The sequence below is a fragment of the Thermoanaerobaculia bacterium genome (assembly GCA_035593605.1).
Classification (GTDB): Bacteria; Acidobacteriota; Thermoanaerobaculia; order UBA2201; family DAOSWS01; genus DAOSWS01.
In genome coordinates this window covers 175,431-193,856 of sequence record DAOSWS010000002.1, presented here as the reverse complement: position 1 = coordinate 193,856, position 18,426 = coordinate 175,431, and the positions used below count along the sequence as shown (strand labels likewise).

Genomic DNA, 18,426 nt, shown 5'->3' with positions numbered 1-18,426 from the left:
TCCTACTCAGATGGTGAGGGAATGGGGATTGCCAGAACCGGGCACGTAGAAGCCCGAAGGATTTTCTCTGTAACCGATCCGGAAACCCACCGACGAAAACCGGTGACTCCATGGGTTGACATGATGATAAGATCTGCGTCCACCTTCTCCGCCGCTTTGAGGATTCCCTCCACTTCATAACCGTAATCCACGACACACTCAGCAGTAACCCCATTCGGAACCTTATCTTTACAGATCCCCTCCAACTGCTCCTTGCGGGAAACCATGAGCGTGTCCTTAAATTCCACTACGTCAAAACTTGTGATCCCCGATGGAACGGTAACCATGGGAAGCATGGGAATCACATGCACAAGCACCAATCTGGATTGAAAGCTCTTTGCGATGTCTCCAGCATACTCAAGCGCCCCCAGGGAGCTACTGCTGAAATCCGTCGGCCAGAGAATCGTCTGGATGGGTAACATCTGTTCCTCCTTCTCTAAACTATAGCTGGTGAAACGAATTCGATCGACTTTTCGGGTATGATCTGGGAAAAGTTCACGCTAACGACTCTAGGAATTATCTTCCATGATCTGCTCGTAGAGACTTTCCACCTTTTCCTGCAGCACATGAAAACCCTCCTCAAAGCTTTTATGGATACCCTCCAGAGCTCCTTCACCTGCCTCCCGATAAGATTCAACCTTAGCCTGGAGTTGATCAAATTTTTCTTGAGCGACGTCAAGATCGTTCTGAACTCCAATTCTGGCCTTCTCCTTCATCAGGCGCATCCGGGCTTTCATAGTATGCAGCCTGGATTTCATAAGATCCATGTGAGCTTTGGCCATTCTTTCATAGTTTTCTTTTTTGTTCATATCGTTCTCCTTTCGTGCCCGACATTTTGAGATGCCGGACGTTTTTTGATTTCGTTGCTACAGCAGCTTCCCCATGCTAACTAACTAAGGGGGATACCTTCATAAAAGGGGAATGCAACCCCCGTTGAAAGGCATGGGGCATCACTGAAATGACTCCATCAATTCATGGTCCCGGATTCGTCGAGGATTGTGGCTCCGAAAGTATCCCCTAGCACATGCATAGGCCATTAAGTCCTTTTCCAACATTTTCCTAGCTCGATAAATCCGGGACATTATAGTTCCCAGGGGAATCTCCATAAACCGGGATATTTCTTTGTAGGAAAAGTCAAAGATATCGGATAAGAGCAAAACAATCCTGTATTTCTCCGGCAATTTCCCCAGGGATTTCTGCACATCTTCATCCATGGACAAGAGTATATCGTTGACTTCGTCTCCTGCCTTACCACCAGTAGAATTGTCTTCTATCTGTTGGGAATTATGCAGATAGGAAGCCATATCTTCGAAGTTTTGAAGGTGGACTGCGGATTTATCCCCTTTGCGACGATGGTAAATGTTAATGAAGGTGTTGTGAAGAATGCGATACAACCAGGCGCGAAGGTTGGTTCCATTTCTAAAGTAGTCGCGATACCTGTACGCGCGAGAGTAGGTTTCCTGAATTAAATCCTGGGCATCATGGTGGTTCCTCGTAAGCTGGATACTGCGACCGAACAGGGCATGCCAGAAAGGTAGCTGCCCCTTTTCCATCTGGATTTTAAGTGTTCCGGCCTTCCCGGAAGATTTTTCGTTCATTGATGATTGATGATCCCATTTTTTGTACATAACACCTCCTGTTTGAGGGGGTCTTCTCTTGAAGAGCATCTTCATGCCCATGAAGTAGAACCAGAACTGCTGAGTTCACCCAGGAGATTCATTTCGGTGTTGGTACTCATGCCACTACACCGATAGAATGCAGCATCAGGAAAGACCCTGATAATTATGAATATATTTTCCTTACATCACACCATATATATTAGTGATAACAAATCGCATTTTAATTTTATTCCATTTATTAAATAATATTTATCTAATAATTATATATCAATACCATGCCAGATCTTCATAACATTACGATTTGATGAGTATTTACTATTAATAAATATCATCATATTTAATACATTGTTTATATTTACAATACTAGATTTCTTATGGAGAAGGAATTATTTATTGATCTAATATGTTATACGGTAAAAGCATTGATTGTCACAACACTGGAGGTTCCCATGAAGATGACCAAATCCATTTTCATTATCTTTCCCTTTATATTGTCTCTGGCTTTTTCCGGATGCGCCGGAAAAGATGAGTCTCTGAAGAAACCTTCCACCGAGCTGAAAGATGCAAATAAGTTCCACAATGTCATCGAGGACATTGACCGCGAGAGAGTGATTCTGAAGGCAAAATTGGCTCTTCTTGAGACACTCCATGGCAAGGGACTTCATGTACACGTCGACCTCGAAGGCACCACGGCTCATCTGACAGGAACCGTCACCGACAGGGCATCTATCGAACTGGCGGAGACCATAACGCAGAGCATTGAAGAAATCCACAAAGTCCAGAACGATCTCTCCGTGGAGGAACCGGAAGCCCAGGCAAAGGTGACGAAAGCTACCCGGGAAATTGAAAACGAAGTTTCCGATGCCATGATCGTATCCCGCATAAAGATCGCATTGATAAAGGAAACGGACACCAACGCTTTTTCCGTTAACGTGGGGTCGGCGGAAGGCACCGTCACCCTTGAGGGAACCGTCGATTCTCAGGCCACAAAAGAAACGATGCTGAAAACGGCGGAAAGTGTTACGGGTGTACAAAGAGTCATCGATCTCATTGACGTATCGTCACCCTGACCCTATTAGAGCATGAAATTCATGAAAGGAGGGAGTATGACAAAACACTTCCCCTATATTATTGTCGGCGGAGGTATGACAGCGGATGCCGCAGTTTCAGGAATTCGCGAGATTGATTCCGATAGAGAGATTGCCCTGTTCACCCGCGAACCTCATCCTCCCTATGATCGACCTCCCCTTTCCAAGTCAATCTGGGAGTGGAAAAAGGAAGATAAAATATGGCGGGAGGCTTCCCGGAGTGAGGGGGTTGCCATTCATACGGAAACTGACATTAGGCAGCTTATTCCGGCGGATCATAAAGTCGTGGACTCTGCAGGCAATGAATACACGTACGGGAAACTGCTCCTGGCGACGGGCGGCAAACCCATCACCCTCGGTCCGTACGATAAACGGATTATTCACTTTCGCACGTTAGATGACTATCGAACCATTAAATCTTTTCTCCCTGAAATAGAGCATCTTACCATTGTGGGAGGAGGGTTCATCGGCTCTGAAATGGCCGCGGCGCTTGTGGATCGAGTCTCCACCCTCCAGATGTTTTTTCCGGAATCTGGAATCGGAGCAAAGATTATGCCGGAGCAGACTTCCCATTACCTGAACGATCTTTTTCGTAAGAAAGGTGTCGATATTCAAGCCAGGACCCGCGTAAAAGCCCTGGAACCAGCCGGCTCAACCGTAAAGCTGACGATTGAAACAGCAGGTAATTCCAAAGAAAAGACCCTGGAAACAGACCTCGTGGTTATTGGCGCCGGCTTATCTCCCAATGTAGACCTCGCGGAACGAGCCGGTCTCATGACAGACGATGGGATCATCGCAGACAGTGCGCTTCGAGCGGGCCACCCCTCGATCTTCACCGCGGGTGATGTGGCTAAATTCCCATGCACAGGATTCGAAGGTCTCATAAGAGTGGAACACGAGGACAACGCCTTACAGGGAGGCCAGCACGCAGGCAGAGCCATGGCTGGAGAGGTCCGTGCCTATGACCATCTTCCCTTTTTCTACTCAGACCTCTTTCATATTGGATATGAAGCCGTCGGGCAATGTGATTCCACCCTCAGCGTAATTGAAGACTGGACTACACCTCACGAGAAAGGTGTTCTCTATTACGTCGACGAGGAAAGGCTGCGTGGTGTATTGCTTATGGATGTATGGGGAAAAGTGGACGCTGCTCGAAAGATGATCTGCTCCCATAAAACGGTACATCCTGATCAGCTTCCAGGAACCCTATCCACCTAAACAAAAGACCGCCAATGAAACCCTTCAGTGCCTTTCACACGGTTCGGGCGGGCCGGAGAAGGGTCTGGCGTGGGGACGCCGGGCATGGATCTTTTTCATGAGAAGGTAGGCTCTCTTCGGGGAACCGTCCATCTCCCTGAGACCCACTGTGGAAAAGGCTTCTTTGAACCATGGATCGACCCCGAAATAGGGCTGGTCGTACAGGGAGTAGACAAAAAGGGCCCCGGCTCCCCTCGATTCAAGTTCGGAAATCATTCGCTGAAGGAAAGATTCCTGCTCTTCCTCAGGATAGGCCTCGTCTCCCCTGTAACCGCACTCGGGAACGATCAGGGGAAGGCCGGGGACGATATTTCCCGGTGCCGAGAAGTAACCGTCCGGGTAATCGTCAAGGTGCCTCCCGTCAAAGGCGGGATAGGTGGAATAGCCCACCGAGTCAATGCAGGGCTGCAGAGAGGAAAGAGCAGACGAAAAGACCGGGTTCAGGCTTGCGTCCATATGTACCAGGGATGGAAGCGTCATGTAGGTCGTCACGTGGATTCCGTGGTAGAGAGCATGAAGTGCTGAGTGGGCCTGGCACACCATCGAACGATAGGTATCCCATTGATCCGGATGGAGACCGTAAAAGAAATCCACCTCAATTCCCACAGAGACGATTTCGGGCCGGATTGCCTCCACCAGGGCATACAGCTCATCCAGGTAGGCATCCGTGACACCTGGATCATCCAGTCGCTCCACGGGCATACCGTCGGGCCTGGGGTTGATATTTCCCAGACCTTCGAGATTTCCATGCGTGAAATCAAAGGTCACCATTCGGGGTATGGATAGACGGCGCAGTTCTTGAGCCTGCCGAAGCGACGCCTCATGACCGTCAAGCAGCGGCCGACCGGTCAGATCATTCCACCGGATATGGATGAAGAGATTGACCATGTCCGCCATGGAGGAGGCCTCCCGCACCAGAGATCCCCTGGCATACTCCGAAAGGTTTTTCGGACTCTCGTTAACAATTCCCAACGGGAAAGGAGGGATACCTTCCGGAGGAAGATGGATATTGTCCCCATTTCCGCAGGAGGGCAGCGGCAGACTTGTCGTGAGGGAGACATTGTCAAAGCGTGCGGATCCCGTGCTTCCGGTAACACCAAGATAGATCCAGGGATATCCCTTCATGGAAAGTGTCAGGGAACCTTCCAGATGTTCCCATCCACTCCCTGCGGGCTGAAGGAGGACCTTCCCCGCCAGGGGCACACCGAGGTCCGGGTCAACGGGTGCAAGTGGATTCCAGACTGCCATCAGGGCCAGGACACTTCCATTCAGATTTCGGGAATCGACATCCAGGCTGAATGTCAGCGTGGAACCGGGCCCGATGGACTGCGGAAGATCAGGAAACTGAGAAAGAGAATAGGAAAGTGCGAGGTCAAGAGGAGTAAGCTCCAGAACATTTGATCCGATGTTCTCATCGACTACAACCGCCCATGATCCTTCACCATCGGGTGGTGTCTCTTCATCTCCCACCCACCACCAATTCGGTCGATCACCCGAAGAATCGACCCCCTCTTCAAAGGTGCCGTTGTGGACCCCCTGGAGGACGATTTCATCCGCTTGAACCGGGTCCATAATGATCAGGAAAAGAACCAGGAGTCCCATGAAACCTGCAACTCGCATTCCATCCATATGGAAACCATAATAGCGTTTCATGGGAAAAGAAGACAACCCCAGATATCCTGGTTCTGCATTAAAAGGGCCGTGGGTGACGCCTGGATTCCATGGCGCCCATATCCGGTGCCGATCCCAAATAGGGAAAGGAGATTTTTTCCCCGGAAACCCATGTAATTTCCCGATCCAGAGTCAGCGTGGAGTCAAGATAGTCAATATCCATGATTCTGACAACCACTCTCCCGCCGATGGAAATGGTATCCCCCTCCCCAATTCCGAACCCATCCGTAAAGGGGCGGACATCCAGGACCGGCAGAATCGTCCCGATACCGTCAGAGCGCGTTTCCGTCAGGCTGCCCCCGGCATCGATGCAGGGACTGGAAGCGGACAGCCGAAAATCATCTGAGTCCGGCCTATGAAAGAGAGGATCCATCACGATGGAGGCGCCGTCCTGTTCTGTAAGGGCACGGTACTCTTCCCATGTCAGCTCAAATCCATTCCAGATGATATGGATCCCGGCAGGATTAAACAGATCGTTGGAATCGGATTCAGGAGTATTTCCATCGATGACATATTCGAATCCCTCATAGGTATCGGTCATAATGTTGTTTTTGAAAACCGTACCCGTGATCCTTGCAGTTCCATACTCGACAAGAGCCAGGCCGGCATTCCAGTACCCTGGTGTTCCTATTCTCGAGAGGGTGTTGTGGATCAATATAATGTCACGATTATCGATCCCGTCATAAGCCAGCAAATAGATCCCTCCATTATCTCCAAACTCCGGGTTTTCACGTCTGCAGTCGTAAAGAAGATTATTGCGGAGTATCACGTGGTCACTTTTACTTACCTTGATTCCGACCTGGTTATGCCGCACGATATTGTTCCGTACGACGCCATTAATCGCATCATCAATCCAGATCCCGGTCTCGGTGTTATACCTCTGCTGATTCCATTCGGATAGATTATCTTCCACTATAAAATTTATGGTTCCGTCTTCAATCTGAATTCCGGTAGCGCCACAATGGTGAATATGATTACCACGAATGATCACATCCCTGGCATTCCAGGTCATGATGCCCTGTGTCCATGCATATTCCAGCTGGTTATTTTCTATGGTTATATGTTCCGGTCCGTTTTCCGCTCCATTTTCATTCCACACCACTGTCTTTACGGCATGTCCCCAGGCTCCCTCCTGAAATCCACTGTAGGAAACGTGGTTTTCCTTTATGGTGATGGAGTGATTTCTGCCGTACAGGAAGATACCGTGACTCGAAGTGTACCGAATTTCACAGTTCTTGATCTGGCAGAAAGAGATTGAATCGGGAAGGGCATAGAAGTAAATTCCGTATCCGACGGCCCGCTGGTTGTGCACGATATTTTCAATCGTCATCTTTTCAAGTATGAGATCCTCCGCTGGTGCCTCTCCGTAAAATCCCGCAATGGAGGCATTCCGCAAGGTAAGTTCCTTCAACGTGACGTGGCTGACTCCACGGGCCAGAATACAGGCTTCCTTAGTCCCATTATTTCCATCCACAATTACCTCCCCGTCTCCGAACGGCTGGAGAATGATGGGGGCAGTTTCGGTTCCCGATCGATGGAGTTCAACGGACTCCATGTAGACACCGGAATGAATAAGAATGGTATCTCCCGGATAAGCTCTATCCACGGCAGCCTGAATCGTGATTGTGTCCCCTGCTCCAGTTGGATCGACATAGATCCGATCCGCCCTTACGGGTATCGAAAACAGGAGCAAGACATACAGGAACAGAAAGCTTCGAACGGCACGAAACGATCGTCGAAATCCAGGCCATACACCAGGGCAATATTCACCGGAAATATTCGTCACTCCAGTGAAAGTATATCCCACCCCGGGTAGAGCAACAATGTTGCAATTTCCAAAAGGACTCCAAAATCAATGGTTTTCTGACTTATCCACTTTCCTTACGGAAAAGTTCTCTCTTCCTTCCATATGTGGTATGCTTGGAAAACCAGGAGATATTATGAGTCCTATTCTCTATTTTTGGCTACCCATCATCCTGTCGGCTATCGCGGTCTTTTTCGTGAGCTCCATTATCCACATGCTCCTTCCCTACCACCGATCTGATTTTATAAAACTGCCTTCAGAAGACGAAACCATGGCAGCTTTGCGCCCCTTTTCTATTCCGCCAGGAGACTACGTGATGCCCCACGCCGGTTCCCCCTCGGCTATGAAAGATCCAGCTTATCTGAAGAAAGTCGAGGAGGGCCCCCTTGCCTTCATGACTGTACTTCCTTCAGGAATCTCGATGGCAAAAAGTCTATTCCTGTGGTTTCTCTACTGCGGGGTCGTCAGCCTCTTCGCCGCCTATATCACCAGCCGGGCCGTGGGTCCCGACCCCACATGGCGGGCGGTATTTCGTTTCTCCGGAGCTACGGCCTTCATCGGATATGCTCTTGCCCTGTGGCAGAATACGATCTGGTACCACCGCCCGGTCTGTACAACGATGAAATCCACCTTTGACGGTCTGATCTATGCCCTGACAACCGCGGGTATCTTTGTCTGGCTCTGGACCTGAGCTCCGGCCTTTCAGAGAATAATCCAGCCTCTTTATTAAGGAACCGACCTCGCCTTCCTGTATAATGGTCTGTTGAACGATCTGGCATTCAGGGAGGCTTCGGGATGGAGAAAAATACGCCCGACTGGTTGATCGAAGCTCAAAACAAGAGCTGGGAACCGGAAATTCTGATTTCCGGTATCACTCTCACCTTTGTCTTTCTTCTCTCCGGTTACGTCTACAATTTTTTCGGGATGCTCATCCAGGAGCATGGAGTCTTTGATGCAGCCTCCAGATTGGTCTTTATCGTAGCAACTTTCTTAATTACAGGATTGAAGATCACCCTGGTAATCCACCTGATTCTACGGGGAGTCTGGACCGCCTTTGTTGGCTTAAGTTTTGTCTACCCGCATGGAGTAAAAAGGGAAAACCTGAACCCTTCCAATGCAGGCATGGAGTTTCCAAGCCTGGATACCTACGTGATCCAGCTGGAGAAGGTTTGCAGCCTTCTCTTTTCATTTATCTTTACATCTGTGGTGTTGTTCATCGGAGTGTTCATCGTAGAGATTCCCGTCATCCTCTTTGCCTTTCTCGGGTTGGACCGCGCCGGGATGAGAGTTGCCACACTGGTTTATGTCGGACTTGTCGTGTTCGTTGGATCGACCGTGGGTATTCTTCTGGAAACGAAGTGGAAGGACAGCAAAGTGAAACGATGGATCGAATCTTCCATCTTTCAGATCACGCTGGTTATCTATATTACCAACATCGGAATCCGAAAAGCAGGTATGCTTTTCCTTTCCTATTTCGCCATCATCCTCCTGATTGCCATGCCGGAAATCCGCTCGTTTTCCTTTGCAAACGACAAGCCCGTTTCCATAAACAACACCTTACCCATCGTGACACTGGACCCGAACCATTATGAAAATCAGCGAAACCCTACGGTCCGCATTCAACGGGCTGCGATCGATGAGTTCCAGGTGGAGGGTTCGACCCTGAACCTCTTTTTAAGTTTCTACAAGAATGACAACTACAACCTCGGAATCCTTAAGCACAACACAGAAGCTCGAAAAACCTTTGAAATCACAAAGGATGTAAAACATCTTATCCCTCCGGATCTTTTTCAGATCGATATCGATGATCTGCCTCTCCATCCGTCCCAATGGTACCGGACTGAACACCCCCTGACCCATCAGACAGGGTGGATTACAGAAATTGACGTAAGCATGCTGGAACCCGGACCCCATATGCTGACAATCAACAAAATTGTCTACAAACTGGGAAGAAAGAAATTCCTCCTCGTTGAACCCTGGGATCTGATCCCCTTTGAGGTTACGAAATTCGAAAAAAATTAAAAGGAACCTGGATTCATTAGATCTTCCCCCCATGTTTCCACATACCAGACCAACGAGGCACAAAGGTCTCATATTGACAACCTCTGCTAATTTCACCATCATATAGGTGAGAAAAGGGTTGGTGAAGCAATTTGCCGGGGAGAGATGGGAATTATCCATGCAGGACATTGAGTCTTTGTTCTTCTACCTCGATTGTTTCAAAAAATGAGGTGGAGAATGTAAGCTCCGGAATCCTTCATATCCGGTAAGAACAACTTGAAGTTTGCCAGAATAAGTGCATGTTCCCGAACCGGAGATGGAGGTCATCATGAAACAATGTATTTCGATTTTCTTGACCCTGCTGGTGATTACCTGGGCAATTGCGTTTGCAGGTGGTGAATCCGGATCGCTGTCCCCTGCCACAGAGGGACCTGAATTAAACCGCTCCTTCGACCTGGCAGAACGGGTAGAGTGCCGCCGCGTTGTGGAACGAATCTATTTCGAGCACAGAATCTGGCCTTCACAAAATCCGGGGACGAAGCCACCCTTTGAGAGCCAGTTTCCAAATGAATTACTTGAGGAATACGTCACCGAAACCCTTAAAATGGGAATAGCACTGGATCGCTGGTGGAGTGATCCAGTAACACCTCAACAAATCCAGGAGGAAATAGACCGTATGGCCCGGGAGAGCAAAGATCCGGCCATGCTTCGGGAACTATGGGAAGCTCTGGGGAATGACCCTTTGAAAATCGCGGAATGCCTGGCCCGCACCATCCTGATCGAAGAAAGAATCCATCGTCGCTATGCCTTTGATCCTGACCTGCATCAAAGTACAAAAAGCCTGGCAGAGAGAGACATGGCTCTTCACAAAGATTTTCGCAATCCGGTAGGTTCAGGTGGCACCTATACCGAAGCCGTATATGCCATCAGCCAGGATGGGGTTCTTCCCCACTCGTCTCAATCTTTGTCAACCTCACCGAATCCTCCGCAGTACAGCGCGGAGTTTTCCCGGGATCTTGCCAGATTTGACGCCATTCGTACGGTCCTGGACGGTGGCCATGAAGACCTTTCCGATAAAGAACTCCTGGATATCCTTGAGATCGGTATGGTAAGCCCTCTCCAGGAGTCGGAGACTTCGTTTTATGCCACGGTTATCGTGGACAAGGGGAGTGACTGGATCCGTGTTGGGTATGCCAGCTGGGCCAAGAGACCCTTTGACTCCTGGTGGAATGAAGTCAAGGATAGCCTGCCGGTTCAGACAGAGACATCCATCAGAGAATACACCCTTCCCCGCACACTTGCGACGGTCTGCGGAACCGACGTGTGGTCTTCGACATCCACCTCGGGGGTTCCCTCCCTGAGGGCCAACCACACAGCTGTCTGGACAGGAACCGAGATGATTATCTGGGGTGGGGATTTTGGGGGAACACCCTGTGCAGACGGAAAACGGTACACCCCCTCTACCAACACGTGGACCTCCATGTCCTCTACGGGAGCGCCCTCGGCACGAACCACCCATACAGCCATCTGGACCGGTTCCAAAATGATCGTATGGGGGGGGAACAATGGATCAACCTATTACAACACCGGCGGGGAATACAGCCCGGGAAGCAATTCATGGGTCGCCACGGACACGTCCAGTGCCGATCTCCCGGTAGCCCGAACAAACCATTCCGCCATCTGGACCGGTACGTACATGACGATCTGGGGCGGCCTTCAAACGGCCTATCCCTACCCTCTCAAAAGCGGGGCGCATTACTACGTCGCAGGCCGGACATGGTCACCCACCCCTAATCTTTACGATCCCAATACACCTTCCGCACGGTTCGACCATACAGCGATCTGGGATGCCTCGGAAAATAGAATGATCATATGGGGCGGTCAGGATGGGGCAAGCTATTTTCGAACCGGTGGTTACCTTAATCTAAATACGGGGTTCTGGGGAACCCTCACGACGACCGACGCCCCCTCCGTACGGTCGCAACATACAGCAATCATCGCAAAGCGATTAATGATGGTCTGGGGAGGAAGGAATTCGAGTGTAAACCTTGGTGATGGTGGGATCCTCAACCTGAACACCCTAACCTGGAGCTCATTTCCTACGACATCACAACCTTCAGCACGCAGGGGCCATACAGCCGTCTGGACCGGCCAGGAAATGATTATCTGGGGCGGATGGAACGGTTCGAGCTGTTTCGACACGGGCGCCCGCTATTCCCCCACCCTGAACGCCTGGGATGCCACAACAACTACAGGTGCTCCTTTAGCCAGGTACGGCCACTCTGCGGTATGGACGGGTGAGGAAATGGTTATATGGGGAGGGAATGCCGGATCGACGGCCCAGGACACCGGAGGCCGATATGACCCCGGCACCAACTGGTGGAAGACCATGAGCACCAGCGGCGCACCGGCTGCACGGGGAGACTATTCAAGCGTCTGGACCGGTACGGAAATGGTCATATGGGGGGGAAGAGACAACATGGGATCGATGAATACCGGGGCGAAGTACAACCCCGCAACCGATTCCTGGACCGCCATGACCACGACGAACGCCCCTATTGCGCGAACCGATGCCCCCGCCATCTGGACCGGCTCTGAAATGATCGTGTGGGGGGGAGGAGAAAACACAAGCCGGAACACGGGGGGACGCTACAATCCGGGAGCCAATACATGGACAGCCATGACAACCACCGACGCACCCTCCTCCAGGTATGGACATTCCCTGGTCTGGTCGGGACGTGTTGCCATTGTTTGGGGCGGGTATAACGGGAGTACCTACTTAAACACGGGGGGACGATACGACCCTGACATAGACACCTGGACCGCCACCAACACTGGAGATCCGGCACTGCCTGCAGTGCGATACTACCATTCTGCCGTGTGGGCAGACGATGAGATGATTGTGTGGGGCGGCCAGACTGGAACGACCCCAAAAAATTCAGGGGGCCGCTACGATCCTCTCAATGACACCTGGACATCCATGTCCAACGCCGCCGAGGCGCGAAGCCTTCATAACGCGGTCTGGACCGGCGACATGATGATCGTCTATATCGGATACATTACAAATCCTCCATATAATGTCATGGAGTTTTATCACCCGTCTACCGACACATGGTCCCTTCCCGCTGACTCCCGCGGATATGGAAATCGTCCAGTCATTGCAGACTGGACTGGCGCCTTCTTCCTGACCTTCCTTGAGGAGGATGCCAGCGGAGAAGGCTTCAACCCCGGCTATCGCTATACACTCTCCAGGGAAGACTGGTTTTCCTTTAATTCCGACGGGGTTCTCTCTCCAAGGGGAGACATGGGGGGCCACTGGACGGGAAAGAGCCTGATTGTCTGGGGAGGGAGTCACTGTCCCGGGGTCGGGATGGATTACTACGGCAATGGAGCCATCTACTGCACGGCCTACTGTTCCGGATTTGCGCCATCCAGCTTCTCTGCGGTCACCGCGACCGACCTGGATCACTGCAGTGCCACCGGGGTTCAGGTTACCTGGGGCGCAAACCCCGCGGCATGGGGAGACGGAGGAATCAGCAATACTAACCGCAATTATCTAGTCTACCGTTCGGAGACCCTCCTGGAGACAATTCCCTATGGGACATCCACACTTACGGATCTTACTGGCGACCAGAATATTGAGTACACCTACTCCGTGGTTTACCAGAACGCCTGTGGATTATCAGGAGAAACGTCGGACGTGACGGCTACGGATCGGGTTGGCAGTGCTCCCTCGGGTTTATCCTACTCAGCCTATGACGAAGATGATTGTGCCTACTCAGGAATTCGGATCGACTGGGCCGATGATGCTTCGGACTGGGGGGATCACGACATCGACACCTCGCTTCGTCAATATCGGGTCTATCGGGGAGCCCTGGGGGGAAACTGTTCGGTAAACACCCTTTCGGGTCTTATCCCTTATGGAGACCCCACCACCTATCTGGATACTACGGCGGAACCGGATGGTACGTATTGCTATGCGGTGAGGTACTACAACAGCTGCGGAAATGTCGCCTTTACTTCCGGATATTATCGGACCGATAAAACCGGAAGCGCCCCGACCGGTCTCGGCACGATCACGGCCGTGGACGCCAGTGACTGTACCGATACCGGCATAACGATCACGTGGCCTCGAAATCCTTCCAGCTGGGGAGATAACGGAAAAAGTGATACCCGTACCTATCGGGTCTGGAGGAGCCCCGATGGAGTCTCCTCCTGGGCCGCCGTAGGAAGCGATATCCCCTACAGCGACAATATCACCTCCTACACCAACAACCCTCCCAACAACAATCAGACCTATTACTACCGTGTCCGGTACACGAACGGGTGCGCACTCTATGCCAATACTTCCTCAGCCACGGCAATGGATAAAGTCTCCTCAAATCCTGCGGGATTGACCAACAATGGAGGATCCGATCCTGATCTCTGCCTCGATACCGGCGTCACGGTCACCTGGAACCAGGACCCCGTCAGCTGGAACGACAACGGTGTGGGAACAAGGACCTACGTGGTATATCGAAACGGAAGTACGCTCTCATCCGGTGGGTGTTCGGGCACCAAGAGTTACGGGACCACGTCCTGTACGGACAATACCGGGACAAACGGCACAGCCTACACGTACGCGGTTCGATACATCAACGGATGCTCCGATGCGAATGCCACCGCCGGAGTTTCTCTCACTGACCTCGTGGGATCGGCGCCGTCGGGACTTCCGGCTATCGACCTTATGGACATGGACGGGTGTAACAATGCAGGTGTTGCTCTGAACTGGCAGGAAGATCCCGCCGACTGGGGGGATCATGGGCAGGGCAGCCGGACCTACGAGGTTCTGCGAGATGGAATTGCTATTGAAACTGGTATCCCTGAAGGATTCACCGGATACATGGACGGGACCGGGTTCGATGGACAATGGTACCTGTATAAAGTTACATATCGTAACGGCTGCGACCTGTCAGGAAGCACACCCGAAACCATTGGACGGGACAGTACAGGGGACGATGATGATGGAGATGGATTCTGCGCAATCAATGACAATTGTCCGGCGGCATCAAACTCGGGGCAGGAAGACAGCGACCTGATCGGGCTCGCGGCGGTCTGGCGCTATGATGAAGCATCGGGATCCACGGCATATGATTCCTACGGAACCAGTGATGGAGTGATCGAGGGAGCCGCCTGGGTACCGGGTCACTCGGGCGCTGCCCTTCAATTTGACGGGGTTTCGGGGAAGGTATCCGGAACCTGGGATCAGGTCTTCACGTCGGAAGTGACCATGGTTGCATGGTTTAAGAGTTCTGGAGGAGGGGAAGGATCCCCCCGTCTTATCGAGTTCTCCAACGAAGTCGGCCACTCGAATCAAAGCTGTGCCATTGTCTATGACACCGATGGTGCCCTTCGCGCCTGGGTAACCGATGAATCGACCGGAGTCCGGGGTGGTACGATCGATACGGATCCGGCCAAGTGGGTGGATGGTCAATGGCACATGGCAGCTTACACGTACGACGGGATCACCGGTCGACTCTATGTGGACGCTGTGGAAATCCTTTCGAGCACCAACAATCCCACATCCGACATTCAGGATGGTAAGACCTGGGTTTCGGGAGGGTACTACCTGGACACGAACAACACCTTCCAGGGCACCATTGATGAGGTGTCCATCCTGAACCGGAAGCTGGAGCTGCCGGAGATTCAGCAGGTCTATAACATCGGTGTGGGAGATAGAGCGGGAGATCTTTGCGATAACTGTCCTGACCATCTGAATCCGGATCAGGAGGACGTCGATTTCCCCGATAATATCGCGGCCTGGCGTTTTAATGAAGGTACAGGAATCACGGCTCTCGATTCATCAGGATATGGTGGCGATGGAACTCTTACCAACGGTCCGATCTATTCGCAAGATACACCCGCAGCTCTCTCGAATGATCCCTATAGCCTTTCTTTTGACGGTACGAACGACAAGGTGCTGGGAGCATGGAGCGGAACCTTTGGTTCGGAAATTTCGCTGGCAGCCTGGTTCAAAAGCCCCGGCGGAGGGTCCGGTTCTCCTCGTCTCATCGAGGTCTCCGATGCCAGCGGGGACTGGAGCCACAGCCACGCTCTGGTCTACGACACCGACGGAGCGTTGAGGGGATGGACCACGGGAGAGGGAACCACAACCCGGTACGGTGAGGTGGACACCGATACGGTCAAATGGACCGACAACCAGTGGCACCTGGCGGTTTACACCTACGACGGGACCAACGGAAGAATCTATGTGGACGGCGGCCTGGTCCTGGCAGGACCCGACAACCCCGTCGCCGACCTCCAGGACTGCGTAACCTGGGTTGTGGGCGGATACTACCTTACAAATACCCACCCCTTCCTGGGATTGATCGACGACGCAGCCGTCTTTAACAGAGCACTGACCCTTGAAGAGATCCAGGCCGTGTATGCCACCGGCCTGGGTGACGGCGTAGGGAGCCTCTGCGATAACTGCCCCGATGGCTTCAACACGGACCAGGCAGACTTCGAGGGAGACGGTCTCGGAGACGTCTGTGATCCCGACGACGACAACGACGGCGAGGATGACACAACGGACTGCTTCCCCTTCGATGACACGATCTGGACCTCTCCCGGTTCTCCCGTCATCCACGCGGCACTTGCGGGAAATCTTCCCACGACGATCACATGGGAACCCTCTACGGACCCCGGATGTTCCGCACCGGTTTACGATGTTCTCCGAAGCATCTCACCCACCGATTTTTCGGGAGCAGACTGTCTGGCGGGTAACACAGCACTTCTCAATTCAACCGATCCGGATGGAGCGCCTGGCGCCGGTATCACCTACTATTACCTGATAAGAATACAGAATGGGTGCGGAGAAAACCTCGGGACAGACTCCGATGGAACCCCGCGATCCGGAAAGGAGTGTCCGTAAGCAGATCCCATCACGATAATGTCGCTTTATTGCCGATTTGAAAGAAAAAAAGTATTGCAGGATATAAATCAGGTCCAGGTGTTTTGCAGTGGCAGCTTGAATTTCATTGCACCTTTATCTGACAATGGTTTCCAGTTGGAGAGTGTCTGAATCACTTCGTCGAGTATTTGACTGCCAGGAATATTTTTCACGTTGTGGGAATTACAACTTTTAGAGGGCACCATGCACGAACTTACCGATGATGAGCGTTCGATCCTTCACGTGTACCAGGTACGCGGAATCAAAGAGGGAATGGGTCTAACCTATGACATTCTCCGATCGGAACTGAAATACAGCCTTGAGGATGAACTGGAAATCGTGCTCCTGTCTTTGATCGAGAAGGGCATCCTGATCGAATTTCCCTTTTACCGCAGGCTCTATCAGCTGACCCATACGGGACACCAGGCTCTTTCTTCCATCGACGACACCATGTAAGAATTCCTGTATTATTCCGGATCTTACAAATCCATTCTTTGATGCTTTCCGGGTACGAGACGCCCTCCACCTGCCGGGCTTGACAAACGTTAATTTTCGTCCTATTATATAGGAGTCCTAATTATCATACAGGACAACCACGGGATAGGAGGAATCATGAAAAACAACTATCTATGGCCGTTAACCCTGGCAATTCTGTTGGTCACATCCCTCTTATTGGGATCAGCACCCTGCACAACGTGTCACACAAAAGTCACTCCGGGAATTGTAAAACAGTGGGAAAGTTCCAAACATTTTAAGGCGGGAATCGATTGTGCCGATTGCCATGGCGCCGAAGAAGGAGAACCTGACGCTTTCCTGCACAACGGGGCATGGGTTTCGATCATCGTATCCCCGAAGGATTGCAGCCAATGTCACGAAAAAGAGTTCATGGAGCAGAAGGGATCCCACCATGCAAAGGCCGCGGAGATTCTTGGGTCTCTGGATAATCTCCTTGGCGAGGTGGTGGGAGGACCGCCGGCCGTGGATGCCGGGTGCAGACAGTGCCACGGATCTGCAGTCCGTGTTGATGATCAGGGAAAACCCACCAAAGAAACCTGGCCCAACACAGGTATGGGAAGAATCAATCCAGACGGTTCTGCTGGTTCGTGTTCCGCCTGCCATGCCAGGCACGAGTTCAGCGCCGCCCAGGCACGACAGCCGGAAGCCTGTGGAAAATGCCACCTCGGACCTGACCACCCCCAGATTGAAGTATGGGAGGAATCCAAACACGGCATCATGTATCGTGCCAATCGTGAATCCCTGAATCTTGACAAGGATACCTGGGTTGCGGGAAAAGATTATTTCTCCGGGCCGACCTGCGCATCGTGTCACATGGGTGCGGCGGGAAATCTGGGAGTCACCCATGATGTCGGAGAACGAATTTCGTGGACGCTTCGTCCTCCGATTTCAACCAAGCTAAACATGGTGATCTTTGAGGATCACTCCAAGCTTGACATTCCGGGTGATTCCCCCGAACTTCCTGCCGTGGATGCCACATTCAAGGGAAAGAAAGTTACCGCATTTAAAACCTGGGAAGATCGCCGTGACACGATGAAGACTGTATGCAACCAGTGTCACAGCAAGGAATTCACATCGGGAGCTTATGACCAGTTTGACGGTGTTGTTGATCTCTACAATACCAAGTTTGCCCTTCCTGCGCGTTCCATAATCTCAGAACTTAAATTCCGAAAAATCATCTCGGAACCCGATTTCGACGATCCTATTGAATGGACCTGGTGGGAATTGTGGCATCACGAGGGACGACGTGCCCGTCATGGAGCTGCAATGCAGGGACCCGATTACACCTGGTGGCATGGCATGTATGAGGTTGGCAAACATTTTTACGAGAAATTCATTCCTCAGCTGAAGGAGGTGGCTGGAGAAGAAACAGCGAAAGAACTTCTGGATAAATATGTCTACTCCCAGGAGGGCCATCAATGGCACAGGGACGGTATGGGAAAGGAAGCCCTCCAGAAAATTCAGAAGTTTTACTCTGATCGCTATAAGCAGTAATTAATA

At 51.5% G+C, this 18,426-nt stretch carries 12 protein-coding genes; 7 read left to right on the top strand and 5 right to left on the bottom strand.

Annotated elements, in window-relative coordinates:
- Positions 1–2: 2 nt before the first annotated feature.
- The 3 genes from PLD04_01800 to PLD04_01790 all read right to left on the bottom strand — a co-directional run bounded on the left by PLD04_01800 (position 3) and on the right by PLD04_01790 (position 1,712).
- A complete protein-coding gene (locus PLD04_01800; GenBank protein HXK67050.1) occupies positions 3–461 on the bottom strand; it encodes a universal stress protein in 459 nt (152 codons plus the stop codon).
- A gap of 87 nt (positions 462–548) precedes the next feature.
- Complete coding sequence (locus PLD04_01795) at positions 549–848, bottom strand: hypothetical protein (GenBank protein HXK67049.1); 300 nt, start codon at positions 846–848, stop codon at positions 549–551.
- Positions 849–989: 141 nt separating this feature from the next.
- Positions 990–1,712, bottom strand: a complete 723-nt coding sequence (locus PLD04_01790; GenBank protein HXK67048.1) for a sigma-70 family RNA polymerase sigma factor — start codon at positions 1,710–1,712, stop codon at positions 990–992.
- Positions 1,713–2,107: 395 nt separating this feature from the next.
- Between PLD04_01790 and PLD04_01785 the strand changes: the two genes are divergently transcribed.
- The gene (locus PLD04_01785; GenBank protein ID HXK67047.1) at positions 2,108–2,728 is read left to right on the top strand and encodes a BON domain-containing protein; all 621 of its coding nucleotides are present in this window, start codon (positions 2,108–2,110) and stop codon (positions 2,726–2,728) included.
- 36 nt (positions 2,729–2,764) lie between these two features.
- Positions 2,765–3,964: an FAD-dependent oxidoreductase gene (locus tag PLD04_01780; protein HXK67046.1), complete on the top strand. Its 1,200-nt coding sequence runs from the start codon at positions 2,765–2,767 to the stop codon at positions 3,962–3,964.
- A 24-nt stretch (positions 3,965–3,988) separates the two neighbouring features.
- Here PLD04_01780 and PLD04_01775 read toward each other — a convergent pair whose 3' ends face one another.
- Both PLD04_01775 and PLD04_01770 read right to left on the bottom strand, forming a co-directional pair.
- A complete protein-coding gene (locus PLD04_01775; protein HXK67045.1) occupies positions 3,989–5,656 on the bottom strand; it encodes a hypothetical protein in 1,668 nt (555 codons plus the stop codon).
- Positions 5,657–5,693: 37 nt separating this feature from the next.
- Entirely contained in the window at positions 5,694–7,460 is a 1,767-nt protein-coding gene (locus PLD04_01770) for a right-handed parallel beta-helix repeat-containing protein (protein ID HXK67044.1), read from the bottom strand.
- A gap of 154 nt (positions 7,461–7,614) precedes the next feature.
- On the opposite strand from PLD04_01770, the gene PLD04_01765 reads away from it, so the two are divergent.
- The 5 genes from PLD04_01765 to PLD04_01745 all read left to right on the top strand — a co-directional run bounded on the left by PLD04_01765 (position 7,615) and on the right by PLD04_01745 (position 18,420).
- Positions 7,615–8,169: a hypothetical protein gene (locus PLD04_01765; protein ID HXK67043.1), complete on the top strand. Its 555-nt coding sequence runs from the start codon at positions 7,615–7,617 to the stop codon at positions 8,167–8,169.
- Between the two features lie 104 nt (positions 8,170–8,273).
- Positions 8,274–9,500: a hypothetical protein gene (locus PLD04_01760; protein ID HXK67042.1), complete on the top strand. Its 1,227-nt coding sequence runs from the start codon at positions 8,274–8,276 to the stop codon at positions 9,498–9,500.
- Between the two features lie 307 nt (positions 9,501–9,807).
- A complete protein-coding gene (locus tag PLD04_01755) occupies positions 9,808–16,392 on the top strand; it encodes a hypothetical protein (protein ID HXK67041.1) in 6,585 nt (2,194 codons plus the stop codon).
- Between the two features lie 222 nt (positions 16,393–16,614).
- Positions 16,615–16,866 carry a hypothetical protein gene (locus PLD04_01750; GenBank protein HXK67040.1) on the top strand — a complete coding sequence of 84 codons (252 nt, stop codon included), beginning with the start codon at positions 16,615–16,617 and terminating at the stop codon, positions 16,864–16,866.
- Positions 16,867–17,022: 156 nt separating this feature from the next.
- The gene (locus tag PLD04_01745) at positions 17,023–18,420 is read left to right on the top strand and encodes a multiheme c-type cytochrome (GenBank protein ID HXK67039.1); all 1,398 of its coding nucleotides are present in this window, start codon (positions 17,023–17,025) and stop codon (positions 18,418–18,420) included.
- Positions 18,421–18,426 lie beyond the last annotated feature (6 nt).

Bases quoted from the DNA above. Each gene is read 5' to 3' on its own strand.
- PLD04_01800 (HXK67050.1), bottom strand. From the start codon at position 461: ATGTTACCCATCCAGACGATTCTCTGGCCGACGGATTTCAGCAGTAGC.
- PLD04_01795 (HXK67049.1), bottom strand. From the start codon at position 848: ATGAACAAAAAAGAAAACTATGAAAGAATGGCCAAAGCTCACATGGAT.
- PLD04_01790 (HXK67048.1), bottom strand. From the start codon at position 1,712: ATGAAGATGCTCTTCAAGAGAAGACCCCCTCAAACAGGAGGTGTTATG.
- PLD04_01785 (HXK67047.1), top strand. From the start codon at position 2,108: ATGAAGATGACCAAATCCATTTTCATTATCTTTCCCTTTATATTGTCT.
- PLD04_01780 (HXK67046.1), top strand. From the start codon at position 2,765: ATGACAAAACACTTCCCCTATATTATTGTCGGCGGAGGTATGACAGCG.
- PLD04_01775 (HXK67045.1), bottom strand. From the start codon at position 5,656: ATGAAACGCTATTATGGTTTCCATATGGATGGAATGCGAGTTGCAGGT.
- PLD04_01765 (HXK67043.1), top strand. From the start codon at position 7,615: ATGAGTCCTATTCTCTATTTTTGGCTACCCATCATCCTGTCGGCTATC.
- PLD04_01760 (HXK67042.1), top strand. From the start codon at position 8,274: ATGGAGAAAAATACGCCCGACTGGTTGATCGAAGCTCAAAACAAGAGC.
- PLD04_01755 (HXK67041.1), top strand. From the start codon at position 9,808: ATGAAACAATGTATTTCGATTTTCTTGACCCTGCTGGTGATTACCTGG.
- PLD04_01750 (HXK67040.1), top strand. From the start codon at position 16,615: ATGCACGAACTTACCGATGATGAGCGTTCGATCCTTCACGTGTACCAG.
- PLD04_01745 (HXK67039.1), top strand. From the start codon at position 17,023: ATGAAAAACAACTATCTATGGCCGTTAACCCTGGCAATTCTGTTGGTC.